Raw genomic sequence first — 26,221 nt, 5'->3', positions numbered from 1 at the left:
CCGGCGGCTCGGCGATCCGCTAGCTGGCCTGTCCCAGCTCGCCCTGGGCCTCTTCCCTCCGGCCGAGGGGCAGCACCAGGTCGATGTTCGCGTGCGGACGGGCGATGACGTGGCTGGCCACGATCTCGCCGACCTTCTCCGCGTTCTGGATCCCGGCCTGCACGGCCGCCTTCACCGCCGCGACGTCGCCGCGGACGATGGCCGTCACGTAGCCGCCGCCGGTCTCCTCGTAGCTCACCAGCTCGACCTTGGCCGCCTTCACCATCGCGTCGGCGGCCTCGACCACCGCGGCGAAGCTGCGGCCTTCGATCATGCCCAGGGCATCTGCCATCTCGCTCCTCCTCCTCTTCTGGCGTCCTCGCGCCTATGGCTTCGCGGCTCGACCTTCCAGCCCCTCGATGGCGGCGACCGCCGCCTGCCAACCCACGTCGATGTCCCGCTCCTCCCCCCCCAGGTAGATGCGGCCCATGGAGCCGAACGACCGCACCTCCAGGATGTTGATCTCGGCGGCCTTTTCCGCCTCGTTGGCGGCCAGCGCGGCGTAGGCAGCCGGCTCGCACTCGAGGACGTAGAGCGTCTGGCCTCCCAGGATCATCTGCCCGTGCCGCGTCCGGTTGATGAGCTGGGCGTGATGGTCGGTGATCCGGCGGACGATCTGGCTGGACAGGATGCGGGGCTTGATTCGGTCGCCCTCCTTGGCCCCGACCGCCTCCAGGATGGCCGCCCCGGCGGCCCGGGCGTCGGCCTGGTCCGGCGAGTGGACCTCGAGCATGCCGTAGTACCGCTCGATGATCTGCATCCCCGGCGTCACGTTGGTCTGCTTCAGCGCGACGTCCGTGAGCCGGTTGATCTCGATGCCGGGCGAGATCTCCACGTACAGCGATGCGTCGCCGGACAGGGGCAGGAACCCCTGCGCGACCGTCCCCAGGAACGCGGCGTACTGCGGCTGGAGGCTGTCCAGGAAGCAATACGCGCGGAGCTCAATACCGTTGGCCACCGGATGTCCCTCCCGTCAGGATCTGCACGCCCGCGGAGGCCCCGATGCGGGTGGCCCCCGCCGCGATCATGTCTCGCACGTCCTCGGCGGTCCGGATACCGCCCGCCGCCTTCACCCCGAGCCGGGGGCCCACGGTCTCCCGCATCAGCAGCACGTCGTGGACGGTCGCCCCGCCCGGCCCGTAGCCGGTGGACGTCTTCACGTAGTCGGCCCTGGCCTCCTTGGCCAGATGGGAGGCGATGACCTTCTCCTCGTCGGTCAGGTACGCCGCCTCGATGATGACCTTGTTCAATGCCCCCGCCTCGTGGCAGGCGTCGGACACCTTCTGGACGTCGGTGCGCACCAGGTCCAGGTCCCTGCTCTTCAGCGCGCCGATGTTGATGACCATGTCGATCTCGCGGGCGCCGTCGCGGATGGCCCGGCGCGCCTCCATGGCCTTGATCTCGGGCGTGCTGGCCCCGAACGGGAACGACGTCACCGACGCCACCCGGACGCTGGAGCCGCGCAGGTTCTCGGCGCACCGCCGGACCCACGTCGGGTTCACGCACACGGCGGCGAACCCGAACTCCCGGGCCTCGGCGCACAGCTTGTCGATGTCGGCGGCCGTGGCGTCCGGGCGGAGCAGCGTATGGTCGATGTAGCGCGCCAGGTCCGGGGGAACGTTCGCCCCGTCGCCCGAGTACGCGATGCGGCCCGCGCCGGTGGCCACCACGCTCCGCACCTTGTCCGAGCAGTGCGCCGCGCAGGACCCTCCGCAGTCGTGGCAGGCGTCCCCGCTCCCGGGAGTGAGCGCCGCCAGCACCTCCCTGGTCACCGCGTCGATGAGATCCGCTCTCGCCGCCATGGTCAGGTCCTCACGTAGTGGCGTTCGATCTCGGTGATCTTCGCCACGCGCCGGGCGTGGCGGTCGCCGCCCCACGGCGTGGACAGCCACGCCTGGACGATCTGCAGGGCCAGGGTGTCGCCGATCAGGCCCGCCCCCAAGGCCAGCACGTTGGCGTGGTTGTGCTCCCGGCTGTTCCGGGCCGAGGAGACGTCCCAGCACGTCGCGGCGCGGATCCCGGGGACCTTGTTTGCGGCCATGGCCGAGCCGATCCCGGCGCCGTCGACGACGATCCCCCACCGCGCGCCGCCCTGGGCCACCATCCGCGCCACGGCGTGCGCGAAGTCGGGGTAGTCCACGGAGTCGGTGCCGTCGGTGCCGCAGTCGTGGACCGTGAAGCCGTGCTCGCGGAGGTCCGCGGCGATCCGCTCCTTCAGCCGGAACCCTCCGTGGTCGGCACCGATGGCGATGTCGGCGAGCGGGACGGCCGATGGGACAGCGGCATCCGACGAGGGATCGTCGGCGCGCGACTCGTCCGGGGCGGACGGAGCCACCGCCGCCACGACGGCGGCGACCAGAGAGCGCACCTCCCCTTCCGTGGGGACGGCGGCGCTCACCTTCTTCCCTCCTGCGGCCGGAAAAGCTCCACCCGGTACTCGTACCGGTCCCCGGCGAACACCAGGTGCGTGGCCTCCACCGCCCGGTCCTCCGGGGTGAAGGTGACGCGGTTGATCAGCAGGACCGGGTTTCCCTCCGCGCATTCCAGCAGGCCCGCGGCCCTGGAGTCCGCGACCCCCGGCGAGATGCTCTCCATGGCCCGGTGGAGCTCCAGCCCGACGGGCGGGGCCTGGAGCACCGCGTACAGGGAACCCTGGTCCAGCCGGTCCCGCTCGAACAGCTCGTCGTGCGCTCCCACCAGGTCGTGGGGCAGCCATGTCTCGGCGAACCCGACGACCTTCCCGTCGGCCAGCATCAGGCGCCGGAGGAACCTGCATGTGGAGCCGGGCTCGACTCCCAGGTCGGCCGCCACGTCCGGCGGCGCCCCCACCATCACGGACTCCAGCACCCGGTGGGACGGTTCGAACCCCTGGCTGCTGACGAGCTCGGTGAACGAGGTCAGCAGGGGCACGTGCCGGATCTTCGGCTCGGCCACGAAGGTGCCGACGCCGTGCGCCGTCCGGATCACCCCCTCGATCGCCAGGTCCGCCAGCGCCTGCCGGATGGTCGAGCGCGACACCCCGTACCTGTGCTGGAGGACCGCCTCCGTGGGAAGCCGGTCGCCGGGCTTCAGCCCGCGGTCCTCGATGTCGTGGAGGATGGCCTCGCGGAGCTGGAAGTACAGGGGCCGGGGGTCCGCCCGGTCCAGGGCCCCCGAGGCCGACGAACGCCCGAGCACGGCGTGGTTCATGCCCATGGGCGTGCAGAGTTCATGTCGTCCGGACGACCGTACATTCGGACGTCATCCTCACTCTTCGGACGTGCCCTGTCAAGGGTGGAAGGAGTCCCAATGTCACTGGCCGGCGACCGTCGGGATTGCTACGCTCCGCCAGTCTCGTTCACCTACAGGGGGGTTCCGGATGAGGATGAGAAGGTCGCTGCTCGTGCCGTTGGCCGTGGTCACGCTGGCCGTGGCTGGTTGCAGCAAGTCCAGCTCCAGCACGTCCGCCGGCGGTCCGACGGGGAGCACCGGCGGCCCCACGGGGGCGTCCGGCACGCCGGCCAACTGCACCGACCTGTCGCAGGGGTCGGTGTTCAAGCTGACGCAGCAGAACTTCGCCTTCCACCCCGCGTGCGTGATCGCCCGCTCCGAGCAGAGCATCCTGATCGCGAACCAGGACAGCGTGCTCCACAACTTCACGATCACCGGCACACAGGTGGACGTGGACATCCAGCCGGGGACCACGTTCAACGGGGAATCGGCGGGGCTGGCCCCGGGGAGCTACGTGTTCTTCTGCAAGTACCACCAGTCGAGGGGGATGGTCGGGGCCATCGTCGTCAAGTGACGCCGCCCGCCGGCCGTCACCTGACGCCGGCCCGGCCGGCCACCCTCAGCTCACCCTGACGCTGCCCCGCATCCCGTAGGCGTAGTGCCCGAAGATGTGGCAGCCCAGCAGCACCGTGCCGGGTTGCCCGAACGTGTACGTCGTCTCCACGGTGGCCCCGGCCGGCACGGAGACCTGTCCGGGGACCGAGCCGTCGTGGTCCGGGTGCGAGGTCCGCTCGACGTAGTCCTGGACCGCCCGGCTGCCCAGGATGAACTCGTGGTCGATGGGATCGGTGTTGTGGACCACGAACCGCACCGTCGTCCCCGCCGCGTAGACGAAGTTGGCGGGATGGAACCTCGACCAGTGGATGGTCACGTGCTGCACGAGGACGTTCGGCGGTCCGGCCTCAGCCCGCGCCCCGCACCCCGCAAGCGCCAGCGGCAGCAGGGCCAGGAGCAGGAACGGCGCCAGCAATCGAATTCGCTTCATCTCGGCACGCGCCCTCTTCACGCGACCGGGCGCACCCGGCGGCGCTGGACCCACGCCAGGTCCAGCAGCGCCGCCATCAGCCCGATGGCCAGCCACAGGCCGAACAGCGACCCGCCCGGCGTCGGCAGCACGCGGTCCGTCGCGGTGAGCCCGGCGTCGATCGGAGAGGGCCGGTTCCGGCCGGAGGGGTCGATGGCCAGGTCGTAGCGGAGGTCGTGGGCCTTCGCGTCGAGCTGGAGGAAGGTCAGCCACATGTCCGAGCGGGGCAGCCAGTCCATGCCCCGGTCCGACCGCAGGTCCGTGAGCAGCTGGAGCGACGCGGGCTCGCTGCGCTCCAGCCGGAGCCCGGTGGCGATCGGCGAGAGGTCGCCGGAGCCCTCGGGTGCCGGCAGCAGGTCGGGCCTGCGGTCCGTGAGCAGGAACACGTCCGCCTCGATGGGCTGTAGGCCCTTCGCCCCCAACGCCAGGATCCGCAGGGGCACCCAGGGCCGCTTGGTCGGGATGACCAGGTGGATGGGGATGGCGTCTCCGATCGACTCGCCGCGAGCCTGGGCCCGCTTCGCGTTGAACTGCACCGCCATGAAGATGGGGCTCCGGGAGGCGTAGAAGTCGAGGACCTCGGGCGCGTCGGGGGTGAGCTGGAAGCCGTGGTCCTTGGCCCACGTCCCCACCGCGTAGCCGCCGCCCTTCAGGATGGTGATGTCGAGGGAGTCGATGGACTTCTGGAGGAGGACCTGCGCGCTTGGCGAGGGGGCCGGGGCGCTCGCGGCATCGAGGGCCACGCCCTTGGCCGGCGGGGCCACCTCCCGCTCCAGCCGCTGGAGGGTCCAGTCGCCTCCCCGGATCACCCGGGAGGGAACGCCCGGGAGCGGCACGATCGAGCCGAACTCCGCTCCCCCACCCACGAACTCGAACCCCGTGACGTAGTGCTCCACACCGTCGTGGTAGGCGGCCAGGGTGGTGGTGCGGACGAGCGCGATGGTGCCGTTCGGCGACACCAGCCCTCCACACGCGAGGGCCGGCCCGGCGGCCAGCACGACGACCAGGAGCGAAGCGGCGGCGACGACGAGCAGCCTGCGAGCCATCGAGAGTCCCCCTCTCGGGTCGAAGGGTCTGTGTCGAGGTCTGTGTCGACCTGCGAATGGGGGTTGGACGGCTCGCCGCGAGCGAGAGGTTCCCGGCCTCTGGCGGTGCTCAGAACCCCAGGCGGTCGAGCGCCCTCGGGTCGCGCTGCCATTCCTTCAGGACCTTGACCCGGAGGCCCAGGAACACCTTCGTCCCGAGGAGCAGCTCCAGCTCCGGGCGGGCCCTCGAGCCGATGGCCTTGAGCATCTGTCCTCCCCGTCCGATCACGATGCCCTTCTGCGAGTCCCGCTCCACCAGCACGATGGCCTCGATCCGGGTCAGGTCGCCCTCGCCCTCCATCTCCTCGACCTCGACGGCGATGGAATGCGGGACCTCCTCGCGGGTCAGCTCCAGGGCCTTCTCCCGCACGATCTCGGCGACGCGGAGCTCGATCGGCTGGTCGGTGGCCTCCCCTGGAGGGAACAGCGGCTCGCTCTCGGGAAGCCGGGCCACCAGGAGGTCCCGGAGCTCGTCAACGCCCTGACCGGTCCGTGCCGAGATGGGGACGATCTCGTCGAACTCCCCGAGCTCGGCGGCCGCGGCCAGTTGGGGGACCGCGTCGCGGTGTCCGATCGCGTCCACTTTGTTGACCGCGCAGAGCTTTGGCCCCTGGAACGGCGCCACCTGGCGCTCGTGCACGAACCGGTCGCCCCGCCCCACGCCCGACGCTGCGTCCACGACCTGGAGCACCACGTCCACCCCCTCCACGGACACCGCCACGGTGCGGTTCAGGCGGTGGCCGAGCTGCGTCCGGGGCTTGTGGAAGCCCGGCGTGTCCGTCAGCACCAGCTGGAAGTTCTCCGTCGTCAGGACGCCCCGGATGCCGTGGCGGGTGGTCTGGGGCTTGTCCGACACGATGGCCACCTTCTGGCCGACCAGCGCGTTGACCAGGGTGGACTTGCCGACGTTGGGGCGCCCCACCACGGCGACGAACCCGGCGCGGAACGAGCGCTTGGCTTCGCTCACTCCAGGAACGCCGGCCCGAACGCGTCGGGGAGGAGGTCGGCGATGCCCCATTCGGAGCGCCGGCCGTCATCGGCCTCCGCCACGACCAGGACGTCGGGCCCGAACTCGGAGATGAACTGGCGGCACCCGCCGCAGGGTGGCGTGGGCCGGTCGGCCGAGCCGACCACGGCGACCACCGAGATGTCCCGCTCCCCCGCCGTGACCGCGGCGCCGACGGCGATGCGTTCTGCGCACACGCCGATCGGGTACGCGGCGTTCTCCACGTTCACGCCGGTGAACACCCTGCCGCCGGCCAGGACCGCGGCTCCCACCCGGAAGTGGCTGTACGGCGCGTAGGCGTTGGCCCGCGCGGCGCGGGCCGCCGCCACGAGGTCCTCGATCGACGGGCTACCGTTCGCCAGCGCCGGCCTCCGTGTCGACGGTCTCGGGCTCCGGGGGAATCCGGCTGATCAGGACCTTGGCGATGCGCCGTCCCTGCACCTTCTCGGCCTTGAAGCTGAGGTTGTCGAACCGGACCTCCTGGCCCTCGGTGGGGATCGCGCCCAGGAGCCCCAGCATGAGCCCGGCCACGGTGTCCCATTCCTCGTGGGGAAGGTCCACCTCGAGCAGCTCGTTCAGCTCGTCGATCGGGAGGCGGCCGTTGACCCGGTAGATGTCGTCGCCGACCGGCTCCATCTGCGGCTCCTCGCGGTCGTACTCGTCGGTGATCTCGCCGACCAGCTCCTCCAGCAGGTCCTCCAGGGTCACCAGCCCCGACACGGAGCCGTGCTCGTCGGCGACCATCGCGATGTGGAACTTCTGCTGCTGCATCTCCCGCAGCAGCTCGGCGACTTTCTTCGACTCCGGGACGAAATGAGCCGGGCGGACGATCTGGGTGAGCGGCATGTCCTGCTTGGACTGGTGCATGGCCTTCAGGACGTCCTTCGCGTAGGCGATGCCCACGATGTCATCGAGGGCGTCACGGAACACCGGGATCCGCGAGTACCCGTGCTTCAGGACCAGGTCCTGGACGTCGCGCAGCGTCTTGTCCACCTCGATGGCCACGATGTCCGGACGCGGCACCATCACCTCACGGACGATGGTGTCCCCGAACTCGAAGATGGAATGGATGAGGTCGGCTTCCTCCTCCTCGATCTCGGATTCCTCCGACGCCACCTCGGCCATGGTGCGGATCTCCTGCTCGGTCACGTAGGGGCCCTGCGCGAGTCCCCGGCCCGGCATGACCACGTTCGCCACGCGCAGCAGGGTCTTCGCGACGGGCCCGAACAGCCGCGTCAGCCACACGACCAGCGGAGCCACCCGCAGGGCCACCCGGTCGGTCTGCTGGATGGCGAACGTCTTCGGCGTGACCTCGGCGAACACGAACAGCAGCAGCGTCATGGCCACGGTGGCGATGATCTCGCCGAGGCGGTGGATGCGACGCACCGCGAGCTGGGTCGCGAGCGTCGTCCCGCCAACCGTCGCCAGCATGGTCAGCAGGAGGACGACGTTCAGGAACGGCGGCGGGTTCTCCACGATCCGTTGGAGCGACGGCGCACCCCGGCGCTTCTCCTCGACCAGGCGGTAGGCCCGGACGCGGTTGGTCCTCGTGATGGCCGTCTCCGAGGCGGCCATCAGGGCGACCACTCCGATCAGCACGAACACCGCGCCCAGCTCCAGCCAGTCCGCGGAGGTCACGCCTTCACCCCGGAGTAGCGCTCCTGGCGGGCCCACATCTCCGCCCGCTCGGCGTCCTCCTCGTGGTCGTACCCCAGCAGGTGCAGGATCCCGTGGACCAGCAACAGGCGAAGCTCGGCCTCCAGATCCGGATTGTTCCGCGCCGCGTACTCCGGGCAGATCACCACGTCGCCGAGGATCCGCCGGCCGTCCAGCTCGTCGTCCAGTGGGAACGAGAGCACGTCGGTCGGCCCGTCCTCTTCCATGTATCGCACGTGGAGGTCGGTCATCTCATCGAGCCCCACGAACGACACCGACAGCTCGGCGTCGCCGACGCCCTCCGCGGTGAGCGTTCGAACGGCCAGCGCGCCGAGCGCCTCCTCGTCCACCGGCACGTCCTGCCGGTTGGAGAAGGCGACGTCGGGTTTGGCGGGGTCTGAGCCGGTCACGGAAATCACTCGCCCGCGCGGGCGCGGCCCTCGGAGAACAGGCGGTAGGCCTCCACGATGTCCTGGACGATCTTGTGCCGGACGACGTCGCGAGCCCCCAGGTGGATGAACTCGATGCCCTCGATGCCCTGGAGGATCTCCTCGACCACCGCGAGGCCGGAGCGCTGCCCCGCCGGGAGGTCCGTCTGGGTGACGTCGCCGTTCACGACGGCTTTCGACCCGAACCCGAGCCGAGTCAGGAACATCTTCATCTGCTCCGGCGAGGTGTTCTGCGCCTCGTCGAGGATGATGAACGAGTCGTTCAAAGTTCTGCCGCGCATGTACGCCAGCGGCGCCACCTCGATGGTTCCGCGCTCCATGAGGCGCTGGAGGGCGTCGGCGTCGAGCATCTCGTACAGCGCGTCGTACAGCGGCTTCATGTACGGGTCGATCTTCTCGTAGAGGGTTCCGGGCAGGAATCCCAGCCGCTCGCCGGCCTCTACGGCCGGCCGGGTCAGGATGATGCGGCGGACGTCCTGGTCCTGGAGCGCCTTCACGGCGGTGGCCACCGCCAGGTAGGTCTTCCCCGTGCCGGCCGGGCCGATGGCGAAGGTCACGGTGGACCGACGCAGCCCATCGACGTACCGCTTCTGCCCGAGGGTCTTCGGTCCGATGGAACGCCCCCGGCTGGTCAGCACGCGGTCGCCCAGCACCTCAGACGGGCGCTCGGAGGGGCGTTCGCCGTCCTCGCCCTTCATCAGCTGGATGGTCTGTCCCACCGACGACTCGGTGAGCACGTGGCCCCGCTCGAGCAGCATGAGGAGCTCCTCGAACAGCTGACCGACCACCTCGGCTTCGCCCTCCGGACCGGTCACCGTGATCTCGTTGCCACGAACGAGGATCTGCGAGTCGAACGCGGACTCCACCAGCTTGAGGAGCTCGTCGCGTTGGCCGAGGAGGGCGACCATCGGCTGGCTGCCCGGGACCAGGATCTTTACTTGCGTGGAGGCTTTCGCCAAGTTTCGTTCGTCGGAGCCTTCGCTCCGTCCCCTCCTGTTGCAACAAAGGGTCGCGCCATCGCGACCCCGAACATCCGCTGGATTATAGCCGCAGGATGTGGCCGCTCCCCTGCAAGGGCGGGTCTCCGGTTCATCCGGGGGGCCACCCCAGACGCCGTCCTCCCAGCAGGTGGAAGTGCAGATGGGGAACCGACTGGCCGGCGTACGCGCCGACGTTCGTGACCAGACGCCAGCCCTGCTGGTCGATTCCCTCGGCCCTGGCCAGGTGGGTGGCGGCCCGCATCAGCTCGAGCAGCATGGGGGCCTGGCGGTCGCCCAGCTCACGGACCGACGTCACGTGCTCCTTCGGGATCAGCAGGATGTGCACCGGAGCCTGCGGGTTGGTGTCCCGGAACGCCAGGACGTGGTCGGAGGAGTGCACGACGTCCGCGGAGGCCTCGCCTTCGACGATCAGACAGAAGGGGCAGTGGCCGGGCACCGTCAGGGCCTCTCCAATACAAGCACGGAGCGGATCGTACCCGCGCGCCGGCTTCCCTAGGCCTGGGCCTGTGGACGGCGCAACCGGGCCGTCGCCGGTCCCCGGCCGAGATCCTCACCGCGCAGCTCGGCCAGGCGCTCCAGCATCTCGCGCTCGGAGCGCTTCAGGTGCTCGGGGGTCTCCACCTGCACCGAGAGGAACAGGTCCCCCCGTCCCCGCCGGCCGAGGTGCGGGACGCCGTGGCCCTTCAGCCGGATCTCGGTTCCGGCCTGGGTGCCCGGATGCACGCGGACCCGCTCCGTTCCGTCGAGGGTGGGGACCTCGAACTCCGCGCCGAGCGCGGCCTGGGTCATGGCCACCTCGAGGATGGCGTGGAGGTCGTGGCCCCGGCGCTCGAACATCCCGTGCGGGGCCACGTGCACCGCGACGTACAGGTCGCCCGTGCCTCCGCCCAGGCGCCCGCTGTCGCCCGCCCCCGACACCCGGAGCTCCATGCCGTCGGAAACGCCCGCGGGGACGTCCGCCACGACCACCTGCCGCCGCGAGACCAATCCGTCGCCGTCGCAGTCCGTGCAGCGTTCGAGGATCTCCTGTCCCGTCCCCTCGCACGTGGCGCAGGTGCGGGCGGTCATGATCGTGCCGAAGATGCTCCGCTGGACGTCCTGGACCTCGCCGGCACCGCCGCACCGCGAGCACCGGGTGGGGTGCGTCCCCGGCTCGCACCCGGTGCCCTGGCATCGCGAGCACGTTTCCAGGGACGCGATGGAGAGCTCGCGCTGCACCCCGAACGCGGCCTCCTCCAGGGTGAGCGAGACCTCCGCGAAGACGTCGCCGCCCCGGCGAGCCCGGGTCCGGCGGGGACGAGCTCGTTGCCGGCCGCCGAAGCCGCCGCCGAAGAACACGTCGAAGATGTCCCCGAACGGGAACAGGTCGGGCGTCCCGCCGCTGCCGTACGTATCGTACTGGCGCCGCTTGGTGGGGTCGGACAGCACCTCGTAGGCCGCCGCCACCTGCTTGAAGCGCTCGGCGGCGTCGGGGTTCCGGTTCACGTCAGGATGGAGCTCGCGGGCGAGCTTACGGTACGCCCGCTTGATCTCTTCCTCCGACGCCTCCCGGGACACCCCGAGGACGCCGTACAGGTCCTGAACGTCCGCCATGTCCAAAAGTGTAGTGGCCGCGGTTCGGCTTCCCCGTCAGGCCGGGTGTCAGGCCGGGCGACGGATCAGGAGATGGGGCGCTCCAGGGCGGTGGCCAGCTCCGACAGGCGGCGGGCCACCGCGCGGACCGCCGACATCGTGCTCAGGTAGTCCATCCGGGTCGGCCCCATCACGCCGATCGTGCCGAGCGACGCGCCCTCCACGCCGTAGGGAGCGGCGACCACGGCCGCCTCCAGCATCTGCGTGGCCGGGTGCTCGGCGCCGATGGTGACGGCCACCTCCTCGGCCGGCGAGACCTCCAGGAGGAGCCGCAGCACGCGGGACTCCTGCTCCACGGCCTCGAACAGCCGCTGAAGCGTGTCGCGCCGCCACATGGCCACCTCGGCGGCCAGGTTCCCCATGCCGCCGACCACGATCTCCTCGGATTCCGAACGATGGGCCAGCTCCTCGAACGCCCCGGCCACCGCCGCGATCAGCCCACGGTGGTGCGCCGAGGCCTCCCGGGAGGCCAGGCTCCGGAGGCGCTCCGCGGCCTGGGCCAGGGTGAGGTCGTGGAGACCCGACAGCCGGTCCCCCGCCGCGGAGATCGTGTCCTCGGCCAGGTCGCCGCGGTCCAGCACCGCCTTGTACACGCGGCCGTGATGGCCCACCACCAGGATCAGCATCACCGAACCGAGCTGGATGAGCTCGGCCCGGGCGATGCGGTCCTCGAACGACGACGGCGGCACGGCCAGCCCGGCGTACTGCGTGAGCTGGGACAGCAGCCTGGTCGCGCCGATCAGGACCTCCTCCATGTCGTGCGCCGTCCGTTCGAAGAACTGGGCGATGGCCCGGCGCTGGGTTTCCCGAAGGCGAACCCGCGACCGCAGGGAGTCGACGTAGTGGCGGTAGCCGAGATCGGTGGGGGTCCGCCCGGCCGAGGTGTGCGGGTGGTGGAGATACCCGAGCTCCTCGAGCGCGGACATCTCGTTGCGGATGGTGGCCGGTGAGACGTTCAGGCTGTAGCGCTCGACGACCGTCTCGCTGCCGACCGGCTCCCCGGTGCGGATGTACTCCTCGACGACGGCCCGCAGCACCGCGGCCTTCCGGGCTCCCAGCTCGCTCGGCTGCGCCCTCGCCATGTCCACCTCATTTGTAGCACGTTTAGCACTCGCTGGGCGAGAGTGCTAGAAGGATTCGGCCAGCGCTCCGCGTTCCGGCTGCTGTGCCGGCGTGTCGGCCAGGGCCAGCGCGACGTCGTTGGCCAGGAACATGCCCCGGTCGGTCAGGACCAGATGGCCGTTCCGGCGGGTGAGGAGCCCCTCTTCCAGGAACGGGGCCGCGGCTGCCGGGGCGACCTCGCCGGCGGGGAGCCCTTCGGTGGTGCGGAGCCTCAGGAAGGTCGCCTCGAGGCGCACCTCCTCGGGGGTGAGGACCTCGTCGCCGCCCACCGGATGCTCGCCCCGCTCTACGGCCCCGATGTAGCCCGCCGGCGGGCGGAGGTTCCACCACCGGCGTCCCTCCCGATAGGAATGTGCCCCCGCCCCCAGCCCCAGGTAGGGACGGCCCTGCCAGTACCCCAGGTTGTGACGGCACTCGAACCCGGGCCGGGCCCAGTTGGACACCTCGTAGTGCCGGTAGCCGGTGGTGTTGAGCGCCTCGCAGGCCGCGTCGTACATCTCGGCCTGGAGATCGGCGTCGGGGGGCGGGACCGTGCCGGCCTTCACCTTCCATCCGAGCGGCGTGGCGGGCTCGATGGTCAGGGCGTAGCAGGACAGATGCTCGGGGCGCATGGCGACCGCCTCGTCCAACGTTCGCCGCCACGAGCCGAGCGTCTCGCCGTGGGCCCCGTAGATCAGATCGAGGTTGACGTTGGCGAACCCGGCCGCGCGGGCCGCCGCGTACGCCCGCCGGGCGGACTGGGGGCCGTGCACCCGCTCCAGCGCCGCGAGCACCGCGGGATCGAACGACTGCACCCCCATCGACAGCCGCGTGAACCCGGCCCCGAGCAACCCCTCCAACACGCGTTCGTCGACCGTGTCCGGGTTCGCCTCGGTGGTGATCTCCGCGTCCGGCGCCACGTCGAACACGCGTCGCAGATGCGCCAGCAGCGCCGCCAGGGCCTCAGGCCCAAGGGTGGTCGGCGTACCGCCGCCGAAGAAGACCGAGCCGATGCGGTGCGTCGACCACGCGGGCGCCGCCAGCTCCGCTTCCCGCTTCAACGCTTCCGCATACCGGGTCGCCAGGTGCCCGAGCCCCGCGTACGCGTTGAAGTCGCAGTACCCGCACCGGGTCAGGCAGAACGGAACGTGGACGTAGATCCCGGCGCATGTCGAAGGGCCGCCGGTCATGAGCGGCTGCTCCCTCGCTGGTCGACCCGGAGCGCGGCGATGAACGCCTCCTGCGGCACGTCCACTCGCCCGACCCGCCGCATGCGAGCCTTACCGGCCTTTTGCTTCTCGAGCAGCTTCCGCTTGCGCGTGATGTCGCCCCCGTAGCACTTCGCCAGGACGTCCTTCCGCTTCGCCTTCACCGTCTCCCGGGCGATGATCCGGCTCCCGATGGCGGCCTGGATGGCCACGTCGAACAGCTGCCGCGGGATCAGCTCGCGGAGCCGGTCCACCATGGCCTTGCCGTATGAGTACGACTTCTCCCGGTGGACCACCGAGGAGAACGCGTCCACCGGCTCGCCGTGCAGCAGGATGTCCACACGGACGAGGTCCGAGGGCTCGTAGCCCCAGTGCTCGTAGTCGAGCGATGCGTAGCCGCGTGTCCGCGATTTCAGCTGGTCGAAGAAGTCGAAGATGATCTCGGCGAGCGGGAGCAGGTAGTGCACCTCGACCCGCTCGGGCGACAGGTAGCGCATGTCGAGCAGGTTGCCCCGCCGGGCCTGGCAGAGATCCAGCACGGGCCCCAGGTACTCCGCGGGCGTCACCACCGTGGCGAACACGTACGGCTCCTCCACGCGGTCGTAGGTGCCGGGCGCGGGCATCTCGGACGGGTTGTGCACCGTCCACACCTCGTCCCCCTTGACCAGCCGGAACTCCACGTTGGGGGCCGTGGCGATGAGCTCGAGGCCGAACTCCCGCTCCAGGCGCTCCTTCACGATGTCCATGTGCAGCAGACCGAGGAAGCCGCACCGGAACCCGAACCCGAGCGCTTGCGACGACTCCGGCTCGAACACGAGCGCGGCGTCGGAGAGCTGGAGGCGCTCAAGCGCATCACGGAGCGCCGGATAGTCGCCTCCCTCGGCCGGGTACAGGCCGCTCCACACCATGGGCTTGGGCTCGCGGTAGCCGGGGAGGGCCTCCGGCGCGGGCCGCGCGGCCAGCGTGATGGTGTCGCCCACCTTGGCCTGGTGGACGTCCTTCAGACCGAGCACGACGTAGCCGACGTCGCCCGGCCCGAGCTCCTTCACGGGGGTGGGCCCGGGGGCGAACACACCGCATTCCTCGGTTTCCGTCTCCGCCCGCGTGGCCATCAGCCGGACCCGGGCCCGGGTTGGCAGTGTTCCGTCCTTGACCCGCACGTACGCGAGCACGCCGCGATAAGGGTCGTAGATGGAGTCGAAGATGAGAGCCCGCAGCGGATCGCCCGCCTCGCCCGCCGGGGGAGGAACCCGCTCGATCACCACCCGCATCAGCTCCTCCACTCCCTGGCCGGTCTTGGCGGAGACCCGGACCACGTCCTCCGGCGCCACCCCAACCAGCTCGGCCACCACCGCTGCCGTCCCCTCGGGATCGGCCTGGGGGAGGTCGACTTTGTTCAGGGCGGGGATCACCACGAGCCCGGCCTCCTGGGCCAGATGGAAGTTCGCCAGCGTCTGGGCCTCGACGCCCTGGGCCGCGTCCACCAGCAGCACCGCCCCCTCGCACGCGGCCAGGGACCGGGAGACCTCGTAGGTGAAATCGACGTGGCCGGGCGTGTCGATGAGGTTCATCACGTGGCTGGTGCCGTCGTGCTCGTACAACAGACGCACCGCGGCGGCCTTGATGGTGATGCCACGCTCGCGCTCGAGGTCCATCCGGTCCAGGAACTGCTCCCGCATCTCGCGGGCCGACACCGCGTGCGTGAGCTCGAGCAGCCGGTCGGCCAGCGTCGACTTGCCGTGGTCGATGTGGGCCACGATGCAGAAGTTCCGGATGTGGTCGGTCTCGGTCACTCGGTCTCCGGGACTGGGGCGCCGCCTGGGGCGACGACGGTCGGGGTCGGCCCCTATGGTACGGGCGCGAGCGCGTCGGAACGCCGCTGGTACACTGGCCCGCCGTGGCGAACATCAAGTCCCAGATCAAGCGGAACCGCCAGAACGAGCGCCGGCGCATGCGCAACAAGTCGGTTCGCACTGCGCTGAAGACCGCCGCCAAGAAGGTCCGCTCAGCCGCGGACGGCGGCGAGTTCGATGCCGCCCGTGATGGCGCGCGGGCGGCCAGCCAGGCCCTCGACAAGGCGGCCTCCAAGGGCGCGATCCACAAGCGCACCGCCGCCCGCCGGAAGTCCCGCCTGGCCCGCCTCGTGGCCCGCTCCGAGCCGGCCGAGAGCTAGCGCCGCCCCGCCCGACCCGATCCCGGGTCGGCTTCCTCAGTCCCCCGCCACCTTCTCAGTCCCCGGCCACCGACGAGACCAGCGCCGCCAGCACCACGTCGCCCTGGCCGCCGCTTTTCAGGTCACGATCCGCGTCCACCACCCGGCCGTGGAAGCGCAGCAGCTCGTCGAAGCTGAACCGCCGGGCCTGGTCCCGGTACCGGCGGACCTGCCAGTCGAATCGGAGCCCGGCCGCCTTGGCCATGTCGGCCGGCGGCATGCGCTCCGGAAGCGACTTCACGCGAAGGAGGTCCCTCAGGCGCGAGGCGATCCCGCCCAGGACCACGAGCGCGTCCTCCCGGCCGTCCAGCAGTGACCGCAGGGACCGGATCGATCCCGGCACGTCCCGGGCGAACATCCGGTCGCACAGGTCCCACACGCGTTGGTCCCCGAGCCCCTGGAACTGTGACTGGACCTGCTGGCGCGTGATCCGCTCGGCGGGGAACGCGCCCCGCAACTGCTCCAGGGCCGAGTCGAGGGCGGCGGGCGACTCCCCCAGCGCGTCGACCAGCGAGCGAGCGCCCTCCGGTGCCACCGTGAGCCCGTGCTTTCGGCCCCGTTCGACCACCCACCCCGGCAGGTCCCTCCGGCCCATGTTGACCTCGACCACCTCGCCCCGCCCTTTCATCAGCTTGGTCAATGCGGCGGGCGCCTTCCCTCGCTCGGCGACGTCGGCAACGAGCACCAGCTGGGCATCCGGAGCCGGCGCGCCCAGATAGGCGGCCAGCTCCGAGAGGGCGTGCTCGGGAAGCGCGCGACACCCGGTGACGAGCAGCGCTCGGCGCTCGCCGAACAGCGAGGGCGTGGCCAGGTCGGCCGTCTCGCCGCCTTGCCAGTCCCTCGCGTCGATCTCGACCGGCTGGACGCCGGCCAGGCGCTCCAGGGCGGCCTCCCGGAGGAGGAACACGTCCTCCCCCCACAGCAGCACCGGGCCGGGAGCGTCGCTCACGGCCGTCCTCTTCGAGTCACGCCGCGGATTGTAGGAGAAGCGCCCGGCCCCTCCCCGCATGGACCAGGATGCCGGCCTCCGTGAACGAGACCTCCACGTCGCCGGAGTGGTCGGTTCGCATCACCCTCGCGCCGGACTGGCGGAGCTCGTCGAGCGTCTGCGGAACGGGATGCCCGTAGGTGTTCGGGCCCACGCTCACGACCGCCAGCTGTTCGTGGACGGCCTGGAAGAAGGGCAGGATCGACGTTCCCGCTCCATGGTGCGGCACGTTGAGGACCTCGGCCGTGAGCGGCTCGTGCGCATCGAGCATGGCCTGCTGCGCCGCCGCCTCCGGCTCGTTGGAGAAGAGGACCGTGTCCTCGAGATACGAGAGCAGGATCACGATCGAGTCGTTGTTCGGATCCGAGTTGCTGCCGTGCCAGCAGCGATCCGGGTTCAGGATGTCCAGCCGAAGATCGCCCACCCGGATCACGTCGCCCGCGCGCGGGTGCTCCTCGCGGATGCCCTCCTGCTGCACCGCTCGGAGGAACTGTTCGTACCAGGCTGTGCGGGACTCCGGGGGATGGCACCCGGTGTCCAGGACCAGCCCGACCGGGAAACGAGCCAGCACCGCCGGCAGCCCCATGTAGTGGTCGAGATGCGGATGGGTGGCCACCACGGCGTCCAGGCGCCGGACGCCCAGCGCGGCCAGCTTGGTGGCCACCTGCTGGGGGTCGGGGCCGCCGTCGATGAGCACGGAGGCTCCTCCCGGCGAGGTGACCAGCGCGGCGTCGCCCTCCCCCACGTCGAAGAAGTGCACCACAAGACCGCCGGGTGGCCCGGCGCGCAGGGCCGTGGACCACACGAACAGCGGCAGGACCATGGCCCCTGCGACCAGCGCGGGCCGCGGGAGCCGCCGGCCCGAGCGCAGGAACCAGGCCAGGACCAGGACCACCAGGAGCCCCACCACGAGGACCGCCACCCCACCCCCGGAGGTCATGGACGGGATCGGCGCGCTGGCCAGCCGGTCGGCCAGACCCTCCAGATACCTGATCGGGATCGAGGCGAGCGCGGCGAGGAGTTGTCCGAGCGGGTGCACCACCAGAGCCGCGGCGGCCGCGGCCAGGCCGAGCAGCAGGGCCGGCGCCACCGCCGGGAAGGCCAGGAGGTTGGCCGGCAGCGTCACCCCCGGCACCTGGTGGAACTGGTACAGCAGGAGCGGAGACACGCCGGCCTGGGCGGCCAGGGTGGTCGCCGCCGCGATCGCCAGGGGGCGCGGGAGGAGGCGCATCCTGGCGGCGATGGGCGACGCCAGGGCGACCATTCCCGCCGTGGCCGCCACGGAGAGCTGGAAGCCGAGCGAGCTCACCAGGGTGGGGTCCGACACCAGCAGGACGAGCACGGCCCCGCCCAGGATGGTGGCGGTGCTTCTGGGCCTCCCCAGCAGCACGCCGAGCAGCGCCAGCCACGCCATCACCCCGGCGCGCATCACCGACGGCTCTCCGCCCGTCAGCACCACGAAGAAGAGCACCGTCGAGATGCCCAGCAGGAACCGTCCCCAGCGGCTCAGCCGCAGCAGCAGGGCGAGGCCCAGGACCGGGGCGAGCACCATCGCCACGTTCTCCCCGGACACCGCGAGCAGGTGCCCGAGGCCGGTCGCCCGAAAATGCTCCTCGTCCCCGGGGTCGAGCATGGACGTGTCGCCCAGGGCCAGGCCCATGAGCAGCCCGGCTTCGCGCCGTCCGAACAGCGACCGGACCTCGCGCAGCAGCGTCCCGCGGACGACCTGCGCCGCGCGGACCAACGGATTGCTTGACGGGCCCAAGCGGACGGTCCGGTCGGCCTGCATGACGGCCGCGATGCTCCGGCTCGCCAGGAATGAGGCGAACGATCCCACGCCCGGGCGTTCGAGCTTCCCCTCCGCCCGGAGACGGTCCCCTCGGCGCGCCGGGGGCAGCGATCCCGAGCCCTCCAGCCATACCGATCCGTGAACGGGGACGACCGTGTCGGCTTGGCCGTCACCGTTCCCAGTGACCCGGACCTCGGACACCCCGATGATGGCGGACCACCCGAACCGGCCGGCCGAGGGGTCGTCCTGAAGCGAGCCGATCACCGTGACGGTGGCCGGGGCCAGCCTCGCCAGGGGCGACGACCTCACCCGATCCTCGTGCAGCCCCGTCCACCCCGCGCCGAGCAGGAAGAAGGTGGCGGCTGCCGCGATGGCGGGGAGGACGGGCGGGGCTCTGGCCAGCCGGCCCGGCCCCGCTGGCAGCGCGGCCAGCGCGGGCGGCTCCGAGTGGTCCCCGGTTGGCTCCCCACCAGCGCTCAGATTCGAGTCGGCCCGATTGGGCGCCGCCAGCACCCCGATCGCCAGCACCACGACGCCCCACGCCAGCAACGCCCACGGCGGCGCGGCGCCTCGCAGGGCGGGCCAGGCGAGGATGCCGGCCCAGAACGAGCCGGCCAGGACCGGGAGGAGCCAGCCGATCAGCGGGCGGCCCCTCTCACACCGTCACCTGATCCCGGAACTCGTCCAGCGTGGCGGGCCCAATGCCGCTCACGTCCAGGAGTCCGTCCACGGACGCGAAGGGACCATGCTCCGTCCGGTAGTCGACGATGCGCTGGCCGAGCACCGGCCCGATGCCCGAAAGCTCCTCCAGGTCGCTCTCGGACGCCGTGTTCACGTTGAGCAGTCCCGGAGTCGCCGGTGGCGCGGACCCGCCGCCGGGCGCGGCCGGGGGGCCTTGAGCGGGAACCAGCACCTGTTCGCCGTCGGTGAGCGGAGCCGCGAGGTTCAGCGCATCGAGATCGGCCCCCTTGCGAGGACCACCGGCAGCCTGCACCGCGTCGACCACCCGGTCGCCGGCCTGGAACTCGTACACACCAGGCCTTCGGACCCGGCCGGCCACGTGCACCAGGAGCACGGAGGGGCTGGGCGACGCCACCGCGGCGGGCGGCCCTGGCCGCACGTCGCTGCGGATCGCCACCGGCCGCGGCAGCGAGCGCGCGTACCACAGACCCGCCCCCGCGAGGACCACGGCGACCATCGCGACCAGCCCGACCAGCTCACGGCGCGACAGCGCGGCGAGACGGTCGCGAATCGGACCCTCCACCCCTGGCGGACCTCCGGCGTGCGTCTCCGGCCCTCGGGGGAGGTGGAACCCAACCTACGCCGGGCGTTGGGGAAATGCAGTGAACTGGATCACAGCCGGCCCAACTTCTTTCGGGAGAAGCGTCCGGCGCGCTCGTCGCCCCGGACGCGGTTCTCAGGCGTCAGCATCATCGGGGCCAGAGCACGACCGAACGGCGGGTCTCAGACCGATTCGGTGACCACGTTGACCAGCTTCGGCTCACGGACGATGACCCGGGCCACCGTGCGGCCGTCGACGGCCCGCTGCACCCGCGGCGATGCCAGCGCCGCCTCGCGGCAGGTGTCGCCGTCCGCGTCGGCGGCCACCTCCAGCCGGTCGCGGACCTTGCCGTCCACCTGAACCACAAGGGTCACGCGCTCCTCCGTGGCGAGCGCCGGGTCGAACGCCGGCCACGACGAGGCGTGCACGCTCGCCGGCTCCCCCAGCACCTCGAGCCACAGCTCCTCCGAGATGAACGGCGCCAAGGGGGCCAGCATCTGGACCAGCGCCCGCGCGGCCTGTGCAGCCCGTTGCCCCGAGTCGACCGTCCGGCGGATCTCGTTCGTGAGCGTCATCAGCTTCGCCACCGCCGTGTTGAACCGATGACGCTCCAGGTCCTCGGTCACGTCCCGGATGATTCGATGCGTCAGCCGCCGCAGCTCCTCGGGGTCTTCGCGCCCCACCGGCGCCCCCGCGGGCGCCCCCGCGGGCGTCTCCGCAGACTCCCCCTCCCGCGCGCCCTTCGCCGAACCCGCCGACACCGTGTCGTTGACCGAACGCCACACCCGCCCCAGCCAGTGGTGGACGCCCTCCGGCGAGACGTACATCCAGTCGACGTCGTCCTCGAACGCGTTCGCGAACAGCATGGTGACGCGGAGGGTGTCCGCGCCCCACTGCTCGACGAGCGGCATCGGCTCCACCAGGTTGCCCCGGCTCTTGCTCATGGAAGCCCCACCGAAGATGACCTGCCCCTGGTTCAGCAGGTTCAGGAACGGCTCCGTGAACGGCACGAACCCGAGGTCGTGCATGGCCTTCGTGACGAACCGGCAATACAGGAGGTGGAGGATGGCGTGCTCGACCCCGCCCGTGTACTGCTGGGCGGGCATCCATCGCGCCACGGCCTCGGTGTCGAACGCCCGGTCGGGCACCAAGTTGCAGTACCGCAGGAAGTACCAGGACGAATCGACGAACGTGTCCATGGTGTCCGTCTCCCGACGGGCAGGCTTCCCGCATCGGGGGCAGGGAACGTTCACGAACCCCTCGTGGCGGGCCAGCGGGGACACGCCCCGGGGGGAGAAATCGACGTCCGGCGGCAGCAGCACGGGGAGGTCCTCCTCCGGCACCGCGACCTCGCCGTGGTACGGACAGTGGATGATCGGGATGGGCGCGCCCCAGTACCGCTGCCGCGAGATCAACCAGTCCCGCAGCCGGTACGAGACCGCGCGCTTGCCCTTTTCCTCCCGCTCCAGCCACTCGATGACCGCCTGGATGCTCTCGGGCGACCGCACCCCGGTGAACGGGCCCGAGTTGACCATGACCCCGTCGTGGTCCATGGCCTTGCCCATTCGCTCGGGGTTCAGGATCTCGCCCTCGGGCTGGATCACGATCCGGATCTCCAGACCCTGCTCCGTGGCGAACTCGAAGTCGCGCTGGTCGTGCGCGGGCACCCCCATCACGGCGCCGGTCCCGTACTCCAGCAGCACGTACGGGGCCACGTAGCACGGGACCCGCTCCCCGTTGACCGGGTTCACGGCGTCCACGCCGAGCGGCACGCCCTCCCGGCTCTCGGCCTGCTCCCGGTTGGTCAGCGGCCTGGCCTGAAGCCGGTCCAGCAGCGCACGCGCCGCGTCACTCGTGCCGCCGGCCTCAGCCAGCCGGAGCACCAGGGGGTGCTCCGGCGCGAACACGAAGAAGGTGACGCCCCACAGCGTGTCCGGGCGAGTGGTGAACACCTCCACGCGGTCGCCGGTCTCCGCGATCTGGAACTCGACGGTCGCACCCTCGGAGCGGCCGATCCAGTTGCGCTGCATCGTCAATACACGCTCTGGCCAGCCGGCCAGCTGCTGCTCCGCGTCCTCCAGCAGCCGCTCCGCGTAGTCGGTGATCTTGAAGAACCACTGCGTGAGGTCGCGGCGGACCACGGGCGTCGAGCATCGCTCGCACAGCCCGTTGATGACCTGCTCGTTGGCCAGCACGGTCTGGTCGTTCGGGCACCAGTTCACGGGCGCCAGCCGCCGCGTGGCCAGCCCCGCCTCGAACAGCTTTAGGAAGATCCACTGCGTCCACCGGTAGTAGTCCGGGTCGCACGTGTTGAACTGGCGGGACCAGTCGAACGACATCCCGAGCCGCTTGAACGACGCCCGCTGCTGGTCGATGTTGCGGTACGTCCACTCCGCCGGGTCGATGCCGCGCTTGATGGCCGCGTTCTCGGCGGGCAGCCCGAACGCGTCCCACCCGATCGGGTGCAGCACGTTGTGGCCGCGCATCCAGGCGAACCGAGCGATGACGTCGCCGCCGGAGAAGGCCTCCACGTGTCCCATGTGCAGGTCGCCGGAGGGGTAGGGGAACATGTCGAGCGCGAAGAACCGGGGGCGGCCGTCGTCCTCGTCGACCGCCCGGTACAGGCCCTCCTGCTCCCACCTGGCCTGCCACTTGGGCTCGATCTCGCCCGGCTGGTATGTGCGCATCGCCACGTCCGCACCGGCTCCCTGGTCCGCGAGGGTACGTCTGAACGACCGGCGACCACCTGAGCGATGTCCCGGTCGGGACCCGCCCGTATCGTACCGCGCGGTTCCATTCCTCCTGAGCGCGCGGATGTCGCCGGGAACGCCGGCCCGAGCGAGGGGCCGGGGCGGGCGCCCGGACATGCGGTCGTACGGGGACGGCCGGGGCAGGTTTTCGCCCTCCGCGCCCGTGTGCTTGAATGCCCCCATGAAACGGTGCCCCTACTGCGCGGAAGAGATCCAGGACGCGGCCATCAAGTGCCGCTATTGCCTGAGCGACCTGACCCTGAGCGCCGACAAGGTCGTGGCCCACCCGCCGGCCTCGCTCCTGGAGCATGGAGACGGCTCGGAACCGATGTCCGCGGAAGCGGCGGCAGGCGAGGCCTTCCCGGAAGACGCCGCGGAGGCCGTGACCGGGCCCGAGCCGGAGGCCGAACCCGACCCGGGGGCCCGGACCAAGATCGTCTCCATGCCGAGCTTCCCTTCGTCGGAGCCCGCGGCATCGGAGGCGGCCTCGTCGGGACCGTCCGCCCCCGAGTCCATCTCGCCGCCCGTCGGCCTCGGCCCCAGCGCCGCCACTCCCGCCGAGGGTGCGCCCCGGCCCACGCTGGAGCCATCCGTGCCCCCGCCCTCCATCGAGCCTCCCCGGCCGGTCATCGAGCCGCCCCAGCCCGCCGCACCGGCCGCCTCGACTCCCGGACCGGGAGCGACCCAGGTGGCCGAGTCCTCTCCGGCCGCCGCCCCTGCCGCGGGCCCGGCCGTCCCCCAGATCCTGTCGCCGGCCCAGACGCCTTCCCCCTCACCGGCCCTGACCTTCTCGCACGAGGGTCCCCGCTACATCCTCGGCTACAGCGCCGAGTACTTTGGGCTGTGGGACAAGGCCGCGCCGGGGCCTCCCGTGCAGCGGTTCCCCCGCACCGAACAGGGCTGGCAGATGGCCTGGGAAGCGTTCATGCGAGCGGAGATGGGCTCGCCGGGGGCCTGAGCGGCCAGTAGCTGCGTTCAGCCGCGGGCGATCGGCCGGTCCGGGTCTCGCCCCCACTCCTCCCACGAGGCGTCGTACAGCGAGACCCGCTTCACTCCCGCCAACTTCAGCGCGAACGCGAGCGCCGACGCGGAGATCCCCACGCCGCAGTAGGTGATGGCGCGCGCCTCGGGCCTGACGCCCGCCCCACCGAGCAGCTCCCGGAGCTCCTGAGGGCTCTTCAGCGTGTCGTCCTCCCGGTACAGCGACGCCGCCGGGAGGCTGGCCGCCCACGGGACCCGGCCGGCCCGGATCCTCCCCCTGGGCGTCCGGGCGAAACCGTCCGGGTCGGCCGCCACCGGACCGGTCTCGAACCACACCGCCTCGCCCCGGAACTGCTCGGGCGGCCGCGAGTCCAGCACCATCACGTCCTCCCGCCCGGCTGCCCCCGCCACGTCGGCGGACCCGGCCTGCCATCCAGGCTCGAACCGCGGGGTCCACCGGACCGGACGGGGCCGGGGTGACTCCGTCGACAGGGGTCTTCCCTCCGCGATCCATTTCCGCAGTCCCCCGTCCAGGACCCGGACGTTGTCGTGGCCGTACACGCGGCAGGCCCACCACAGGCGGAACGGCCCCGAGCCGTGGGCGTCCGCATAGGCCACCACCAGGCTGCCGTCGCCGATGCCGCGGCGCTCCATGACCCGGGCGAACCGGTCGGGCGGCGCCAGCATGAACGCGACCGGATGGTCGGGGTCCACCAGGTCGATGGACCAGTCCAGGAACACCGCCCCCGGGATGTGCCCCCGCTCGTAGCGGGCGTGACCCGACCCGTCCTCTCGCCACCGCATGTCGACCAACACCACGTCGGGGTCGTCGAGGCGATCCGCCAGCCAGCCCGTCTCCACCAGCACGGGCCAAGCCTACCGGGAGGCCGCCGGGCGACCTCCTGTTACAGGCATTGATCCGCTGTAACACCAAGTTCCGGATGGCGGGATTAGGGACGCCCCCCACCGGGAATCAATGAGGCCGATTTTGGGCCCGCGTCGGAGAGGAAGGCCAATGGCGGAGGGTGAGGCCCCCGAGGCCGAGATCTCGGTCCGGGGATTGACCAAGGCGTTCGGGGCGCAGACGGTCCTCGAGGACATCACGTGCGACATCCCGAAAGGGAAGATCACCCTCATGCTCGGCCCCTCCGGGACGGGCAAGAGCGTCTTCCTGAAGTGCCTCATGGGTCTCCTCCGCCTGGAACGCGGGGAGATCTGGATCTCCGGCCAGAACCTGCCGGCCCTGTCCTCCCGAGACCTGTACAAGATCCGCCGCCGGTTTGGCGTGCTGTTCCAGGACGGCGCCCTGTTCGGATCCATCTCCATCTACGACAACATCGCCTTCCCCCTCCGCGAGCACACCCGGAAGAGCGAGTCGGAGATCCGGCAGATCGTGAACGAGAAGCTGGAGATGGTCGGGCTGGGCGGCGCGGAGAAGAAGCTCCCTGGCGAGATCTCGGGCGGCATGCGAAAGCGAGCGGGCCTGGCCCGGGGGCTGGTCCTCGATCCGGAGATCGTGATGTTCGACGAGCCCGACTCCGGCCTGGACCCGGTTCGCACGGCCTTCCTGAACGAGCTGATCCTGGACCTGAACCGGCAGCTCAAGGCCACCTTCATCGTGGTGACGCACGACATCGCCACCGCCCGCCGGGTGGCCGACTACATCGGGATGCTGTACCTGCGGAACCTGGTGCAGTTCGACACCAAGGACGCCATGTTCAACTCGGACCTCGACGTGGTCCGGCAGTTCCTGGCCGGCAGCACCCGGGGACCCATCGGGATGTCCGAGGAGGCCGACCAGACCAAGCCGACGTCCACGTCCGGGATGTCGTACGAGGAGACGGAGGAGCTCGAGCGCGTGGCCGGCGCCCCCGAGGGGAACGGGCACGCCGACGGAAACGGGCACGCCGAGAAGTACGAGCTCAAACGGGGAGCCTAGCGCGTGGCCACCCGCCTAGCCCGCGGCCCCCTCGGCAAGCCGCTTCGCATGGTCGACGAGGCGGGAAGGATGTTCGCCATCGGGCTGGAGGCCGTCCGCTCCATCCCCAGCCGGCCGTGGCCCCTGGAGGAGTTCCTGTCCCAGGTGTGGTTCCTGGCCAAGGTCTGCACCGTGCCGGTGATCCTGATCTCGATCCCGTTCGGGATGGTCATCTCGCTGCACGTGGGGTCGTTCCTGACCCAGCTGGGGGCGCAGGCCCACATGGGGGCGGCCATGGTCCTGGCGGTGGTGCGGGAGGAGGCGCCGGTGGCGACAGCCCTGCTGATCGCCGGGGCCGGCGGCTCGGCCATGTGCGCGGACCTGGGCTCGCGGCGGATCCGGGAGGAGATCGACGCCATGGAGGTCCTCGGCATCGACCCGGTGCAGCGGCTGATCATGCCGCGGATCCTCGCGGCGATGCTGGTGGCGATCCTGCTCGACGCCATCGTGTCCGTGGCCGGGATCGCCGGCGGGTGGTTCTTCGCCGTCGTCGTCCAGCACGGCACCACCTCCAGCTACTTCCAGTCGTTCAACGAGCTGTCCCAGCTCCCCGACCTGTTCATGGCCCTGACCAAGGCGGCCATCTTCGGCTTCGTGGGAGGGATGGTGGCCTGCTACAAGGGCTTCTACGCGAAGGGCGGCCCGAAGGGCGTGGGTGACGCGGTGAACCAGGCCGTGGTCATCACGTTCCTGCTCCTGTTCTTCCTGAACTTCATCCTCACGGCCGTCTACTTCAACTTCGTCCCCCAGAAGTTCTCGTGAGGCGGGTG

At 71.0% G+C, this 26,221-nt stretch carries 27 protein-coding genes; 5 read left to right on the top strand and 22 right to left on the bottom strand.

The features are described from left to right. Positions 1 to 19: 19 nt before the first annotated feature. The 5 genes from M3Q23_02905 to M3Q23_02885 form a co-directional block, all read right to left on the bottom strand. The gene (locus tag M3Q23_02905) at positions 20 to 331 is read right to left on the bottom strand and encodes a BMC domain-containing protein (protein ID MDP9341061.1); all 312 of its coding nucleotides are present in this window, start codon (positions 329 to 331) and stop codon (positions 20 to 22) included. A gap of 33 nt (positions 332 to 364) precedes the next feature. Further along, positions 365 to 997: a hypothetical protein gene (locus M3Q23_02900; GenBank protein ID MDP9341060.1), complete on the bottom strand. Its 633-nt coding sequence runs from the start codon at positions 995 to 997 to the stop codon at positions 365 to 367. Beyond that, a complete protein-coding gene (deoC, locus tag M3Q23_02895; protein MDP9341059.1) occupies positions 981 to 1,685 on the bottom strand; it encodes a deoxyribose-phosphate aldolase in 705 nt (234 codons plus the stop codon). Before deoC ends, M3Q23_02900 begins: the two co-directional genes overlap by 17 nt. 158 nt (positions 1,686 to 1,843) lie before the next feature. Beyond that, positions 1,844 to 2,290 (bottom strand): ribose 5-phosphate isomerase B, encoded by a 447-nt coding sequence (gene rpiB, locus M3Q23_02890; GenBank protein ID MDP9341058.1) that lies wholly within the window; start codon positions 2,288 to 2,290, stop codon positions 1,844 to 1,846. 143 nt (positions 2,291 to 2,433) lie between these two features. Continuing rightward, positions 2,434 to 3,234 carry a GntR family transcriptional regulator gene (locus M3Q23_02885; GenBank protein MDP9341057.1) on the bottom strand — a complete coding sequence of 267 codons (801 nt, stop codon included), beginning with the start codon at positions 3,232 to 3,234 and terminating at the stop codon, positions 2,434 to 2,436. A gap of 163 nt (positions 3,235 to 3,397) precedes the next feature. Between M3Q23_02885 and M3Q23_02880 the strand changes: the two genes are divergently transcribed. Continuing rightward, complete coding sequence (locus M3Q23_02880) at positions 3,398 to 3,823, top strand: cupredoxin domain-containing protein (GenBank protein ID MDP9341056.1); 426 nt, start codon at positions 3,398 to 3,400, stop codon at positions 3,821 to 3,823. A 45-nt stretch (positions 3,824 to 3,868) separates the two neighbouring features. Here the strand turns inward: M3Q23_02880 and M3Q23_02875 are convergent, their stop codons facing one another. The 12 genes from M3Q23_02875 to lepA all read right to left on the bottom strand — a co-directional run bounded on the left by M3Q23_02875 (position 3,869) and on the right by lepA (position 15,264). Further along, complete coding sequence (locus M3Q23_02875; GenBank protein ID MDP9341055.1) at positions 3,869 to 4,294, bottom strand: hypothetical protein; 426 nt, start codon at positions 4,292 to 4,294, stop codon at positions 3,869 to 3,871. Positions 4,295 to 4,311: 17 nt separating this feature from the next. Continuing rightward, the gene (locus tag M3Q23_02870) at positions 4,312 to 5,379 is read right to left on the bottom strand and encodes a DUF2330 domain-containing protein (protein ID MDP9341054.1); all 1,068 of its coding nucleotides are present in this window, start codon (positions 5,377 to 5,379) and stop codon (positions 4,312 to 4,314) included. A 109-nt stretch (positions 5,380 to 5,488) separates the two neighbouring features. Next, entirely contained in the window at positions 5,489 to 6,385 is an 897-nt protein-coding gene (era, locus tag M3Q23_02865; GenBank protein ID MDP9341053.1) for a GTPase Era, read from the bottom strand. Beyond that, on the bottom strand, positions 6,382 to 6,753 hold the full coding sequence (locus M3Q23_02860) for a cytidine deaminase (GenBank protein MDP9341052.1): 372 nt from the start codon (positions 6,751 to 6,753) through the stop codon (positions 6,382 to 6,384). Before M3Q23_02860 ends, era begins: the two co-directional genes overlap by 4 nt. A 19-nt stretch (positions 6,754 to 6,772) precedes the next feature. Then, complete coding sequence (locus M3Q23_02855) at positions 6,773 to 8,062, bottom strand: hemolysin family protein (GenBank protein ID MDP9341051.1); 1,290 nt, start codon at positions 8,060 to 8,062, stop codon at positions 6,773 to 6,775. Beyond that, positions 8,059 to 8,406: an rRNA maturation RNase YbeY gene (ybeY, locus tag M3Q23_02850; protein ID MDP9341050.1), complete on the bottom strand. Its 348-nt coding sequence runs from the start codon at positions 8,404 to 8,406 to the stop codon at positions 8,059 to 8,061. Before ybeY ends, M3Q23_02855 begins: the two co-directional genes overlap by 4 nt. A gap of 89 nt (positions 8,407 to 8,495) precedes the next feature. Beyond that, entirely contained in the window at positions 8,496 to 9,437 is a 942-nt protein-coding gene (locus M3Q23_02845; GenBank protein ID MDP9341049.1) for a PhoH family protein, read from the bottom strand. A 181-nt stretch (positions 9,438 to 9,618) separates the two neighbouring features. Beyond that, positions 9,619 to 9,966 carry a histidine triad nucleotide-binding protein gene (locus tag M3Q23_02840; GenBank protein ID MDP9341048.1) on the bottom strand — a complete coding sequence of 116 codons (348 nt, stop codon included), beginning with the start codon at positions 9,964 to 9,966 and terminating at the stop codon, positions 9,619 to 9,621. Between the two features lie 56 nt (positions 9,967 to 10,022). Further along, positions 10,023 to 11,123 (bottom strand): molecular chaperone DnaJ, encoded by a 1,101-nt coding sequence (dnaJ, locus tag M3Q23_02835; GenBank protein MDP9341047.1) that lies wholly within the window; start codon positions 11,121 to 11,123, stop codon positions 10,023 to 10,025. Positions 11,124 to 11,188: 65 nt separating this feature from the next. Next, positions 11,189 to 12,244, bottom strand: coding sequence for a heat-inducible transcriptional repressor HrcA (hrcA, locus tag M3Q23_02830; GenBank protein MDP9341046.1), 1,056 nt, complete (start codon positions 12,242 to 12,244; stop codon positions 11,189 to 11,191). A gap of 45 nt (positions 12,245 to 12,289) precedes the next feature. Further along, positions 12,290 to 13,453, bottom strand: coding sequence for a radical SAM family heme chaperone HemW (gene hemW / locus M3Q23_02825; GenBank protein MDP9341045.1), 1,164 nt, complete (start codon positions 13,451 to 13,453; stop codon positions 12,290 to 12,292). Further along, the gene (gene lepA, locus M3Q23_02820; GenBank protein ID MDP9341044.1) at positions 13,450 to 15,264 is read right to left on the bottom strand and encodes a translation elongation factor 4; all 1,815 of its coding nucleotides are present in this window, start codon (positions 15,262 to 15,264) and stop codon (positions 13,450 to 13,452) included. Before lepA ends, hemW begins: the two co-directional genes overlap by 4 nt. Positions 15,265 to 15,368: 104 nt before the next feature. Here lepA and rpsT point away from each other — a divergent pair, with 104 nt between their 5' ends. Further along, complete coding sequence (gene rpsT / locus M3Q23_02815; protein ID MDP9341043.1) at positions 15,369 to 15,644, top strand: 30S ribosomal protein S20; 276 nt, start codon at positions 15,369 to 15,371, stop codon at positions 15,642 to 15,644. Positions 15,645 to 15,699: 55 nt separating this feature from the next. Here the strand turns inward: rpsT and holA are convergent, their stop codons facing one another. The 4 genes from holA to leuS form a co-directional block, all read right to left on the bottom strand. Next, positions 15,700 to 16,632, bottom strand: coding sequence for a DNA polymerase III subunit delta (gene holA / locus M3Q23_02810; GenBank protein ID MDP9341042.1), 933 nt, complete (start codon positions 16,630 to 16,632; stop codon positions 15,700 to 15,702). Positions 16,633 to 16,648: 16 nt separating this feature from the next. Beyond that, positions 16,649 to 18,991: a DNA internalization-related competence protein ComEC/Rec2 gene (locus M3Q23_02805; GenBank protein ID MDP9341041.1), complete on the bottom strand. Its 2,343-nt coding sequence runs from the start codon at positions 18,989 to 18,991 to the stop codon at positions 16,649 to 16,651. Positions 18,992 to 19,115: 124 nt separating this feature from the next. After that, complete coding sequence (locus M3Q23_02800) at positions 19,116 to 19,724, bottom strand: helix-hairpin-helix domain-containing protein (protein MDP9341040.1); 609 nt, start codon at positions 19,722 to 19,724, stop codon at positions 19,116 to 19,118. A 200-nt stretch (positions 19,725 to 19,924) separates the two neighbouring features. After that, positions 19,925 to 22,429, bottom strand: a complete 2,505-nt coding sequence (leuS, locus tag M3Q23_02795; protein ID MDP9341039.1) for a leucine--tRNA ligase — start codon at positions 22,427 to 22,429, stop codon at positions 19,925 to 19,927. 244 nt (positions 22,430 to 22,673) lie between these two features. On the opposite strand from leuS, the gene M3Q23_02790 reads away from it, so the two are divergent. Next, positions 22,674 to 23,450 (top strand): hypothetical protein, encoded by a 777-nt coding sequence (locus M3Q23_02790; protein ID MDP9341038.1) that lies wholly within the window; start codon positions 22,674 to 22,676, stop codon positions 23,448 to 23,450. Positions 23,451 to 23,467: 17 nt separating this feature from the next. On the opposite strand, the gene M3Q23_02785 is transcribed toward M3Q23_02790, so the two are convergent. Next, entirely contained in the window at positions 23,468 to 24,340 is an 873-nt protein-coding gene (locus tag M3Q23_02785; GenBank protein ID MDP9341037.1) for a sulfurtransferase, read from the bottom strand. Between the two features lie 148 nt (positions 24,341 to 24,488). Between M3Q23_02785 and M3Q23_02780 the strand changes: the two genes are divergently transcribed. Together M3Q23_02780 and M3Q23_02775 are read left to right on the top strand one after the other, a co-directional pair. Continuing rightward, positions 24,489 to 25,412: an ABC transporter ATP-binding protein gene (locus M3Q23_02780; protein ID MDP9341036.1), complete on the top strand. Its 924-nt coding sequence runs from the start codon at positions 24,489 to 24,491 to the stop codon at positions 25,410 to 25,412. 48 nt (positions 25,413 to 25,460) lie between these two features. Further along, entirely contained in the window at positions 25,461 to 26,213 is a 753-nt protein-coding gene (locus M3Q23_02775) for an ABC transporter permease (GenBank protein MDP9341035.1), read from the top strand. The last annotated feature ends 8 nt before the right edge of the window (positions 26,214 to 26,221 follow it).

This window comes from Actinomycetota bacterium, assembly GCA_030774015.1.
GTDB lineage: Bacteria > Actinomycetota > UBA4738 > UBA4738 > JACQTL01 > JALYLZ01.
Note: the sequence above shows the minus strand (reverse complement) of the source record. Positions and strands in the feature narration are given on the sequence as shown.